The organism is Idiomarina sp. A28L (assembly GCF_000218785.1).
In the GTDB taxonomy this organism is placed as follows: domain Bacteria; phylum Pseudomonadota; class Gammaproteobacteria; order Enterobacterales; family Alteromonadaceae; genus Aliidiomarina.
The window spans coordinates 1-2,354 of sequence record NZ_AFPO01000009.1; the positions used below are offsets into that span (position 1 = coordinate 1).

Annotated in this window: 3 protein-coding genes; all 3 read left to right on the forward strand. The window is 44.1% G+C overall.

The annotated features are described in order from the left end of the window. Window positions 1-341: 341 nt before the first annotated feature. Entirely contained in the window at window positions 342-842 is a 501-nt protein-coding gene (locus A28LD_RS03080; protein ID WP_007419600.1) for a hypothetical protein, read from the forward strand. Window positions 843-856: 14 nt separating this feature from the next. Beyond that, window positions 857-1,408: a hypothetical protein gene (locus A28LD_RS03085; RefSeq protein WP_007419601.1), complete on the forward strand. Its 552-nt coding sequence runs from the start codon at window positions 857-859 to the stop codon at window positions 1,406-1,408. Next, on the forward strand, window positions 1,401-2,354 hold a 954-nt coding region (locus tag A28LD_RS03090), incomplete at its 3' end, for a hypothetical protein (protein WP_007419602.1). The genes A28LD_RS03085 and A28LD_RS03090, both read left to right, overlap by 8 nt.

Below are 2,354 nucleotides of genomic sequence, written 5' to 3' on the forward strand. Positions count from 1 at the left end.
CCACTCTCCATCGAACAATCAAATCATCATAACTAAAATTCAACAACCTCCAATAATCTCGATATTTCTGACTTTATTTTTATCTCCTCACCGTCCTTTCTTGATGCCTCAGTCAGTATCGAAAATAATCGACATAGAAACTCAGAAAAGGGATGACTTCCGTAAAAAGGGTAATATTAGGCCAGTAATTTCTTATGTATTTCAATGGGATAAAAACATTTTCAATAAGTGGGGAAATTAATCGCACCTTTAACAGGACGTGTTCAGCATTTTTGCTAACTTCGATTCCAGACCTCCGCCTCAAAAGCGACAGGCCATTTACACAATCATCGGAGTGCCAAATGCAATACCAACAAAGTGTCGAACTGAAACCGCTGAAAATTAATGAGCTCGAGTTCATTGACCTCGCTATTTGTCCTGACCATCAACGCACATTGGAGCGAAACATCGATATATTCATGACTCGTCATTCATTCCTGGCGTTGAAAAAACAATTATCGCGAACGAAGGTCATCAAGTACGGAGAGAAATATTTTGCGTTTGAGCATTTCTTTTGGTTACGCGTTTTGTCCACTCGCTATCAACACTTAGAATTTAAGGCTCTTATCATCGAAGAGGGAACGCGCGAATGCACAAATCAGCGGATTGTGCTGCAGCAAGTCAACGCGAGTCTTTTTAATATTGACGCACGCTTACTCCCTGAGTTCATCAAAGTAAGCCGTGTCCAAGGACTTATGGCATCGCACTACAAAATGAAAGAATGGGCCGAAATTTTAGACGTCAGTGTGTCGAGCTTGTATCACAAACACCCGCCATTCATCACGCCGCAACCTGGCAGGTAATACAGAGGCCAGTCATGAAGTACCAATCAGTAAAGCTATCTGACATCAATTTCGTTGATTTGCCATCAACGGTACACATCACCCGCTGCAGCAAAGCCTGCGCCGCGCAGCTAGTTCAATCGTTTGATATGGGCGACATACAAGCATTACTAAATTCTAATACCGCGATTAAAGTAGGAAAGCGCATTTATGCCTGCGAGTTCTTTTTCTTACTCCACGCGTTGCAGCAGTTAATGCCTGAACTCGAACTGAATTTTATTCTACAGCACGACAACAACATCGAGCGAGCCACCGCGCGAATAGCACGTTATGTAGCGCTCTCATCTGCTACCTCGTTTGCGGCTATTGAGGCCAGTTCCTTCGAAGCCGCCGTGGGTCAGTCTCTCTCATATCAGACCCTCTTCACGCGCACTCAATGGCATAAAATCATCGGCGGCAACCGAAGTTCACTTAACTATCATGATGATAAGTTCAAGCCGCAGGTCTACCAATCTACGTTTACAACAATCTCACTAGACGAAACGCTTGCTCAGGTTCCATCAGCAACAGGAACGAGCGATGAGTGATTTTAAGGTTTCGCTACAAGAGCATTTCAATCCGATACCAGAATTACAGCATCAACACTACGCTTCGCGGCTTAACGTCTTTATTTTGCTATTGCTCGAAATCAATTATGGCTCCGCTGAGACCAGGCGTGGCCTTGAAGACCTACGCACGTTCGTAATGTCACATTGCAACGGTACATCACCAGAGTATGTAAGACGGGATTTCTATAGCTCACTAAAGAGCCATTCATTTTTCTCGACGCTAATGCTCATCCCCGAGCCCGTTCCAAATGAGCTCTTCAATTCAAATACTCTGCGCAGTATGGCTCTGCTTGCCAAGGTTTACACTCTTCGTGGCGTTGACGATTACAGCGCCTATTTGCAGTTTTATAAATGCTTTATATCTGAGCATGCTCCTGAAGTGCCCCTTACACGACGCTTTATTATTGAGTCGACAGATGAAGAGCTACAGCTTGAACTCAAGCTCACGAGCGAACTCGATGCATATCGCTCGTTTATTGACGTCGTCCCATATCTTCAACCGCGAACCCCAACTACTCGTGATCCGTCAAAGAAGGGGCTCATTTGTCAACCGAATATGCATAAACAGCGCATCCAAGAATCCGATTCATATGATGTGAACTATTTACAATTTACGAATGAAAACGCCGACACATTTTCGGAGATCCTCGAAGTCACGCCGAAAATAACACTCAGTACAGAGCAGCAGCGCAGAAAGTTTAGGCGCCGTGAAGCTGGAGCCCGTAATGCGTTATATAAACATGAAGCAAAGGTTTCTTGGTCGTTACAAGCCGCGATGCCTTCAGAATTTCGAGCCTTTATCGACGCCATTAGCCCTGAACTTATTGACGGTCATTATGCTGATATATCTAGCGATGATGCGAAATTTCTTTCGGTGTTGTTTTTAAATGTACTCGGCATTTCAAATGTACTCGATATAGTGCTA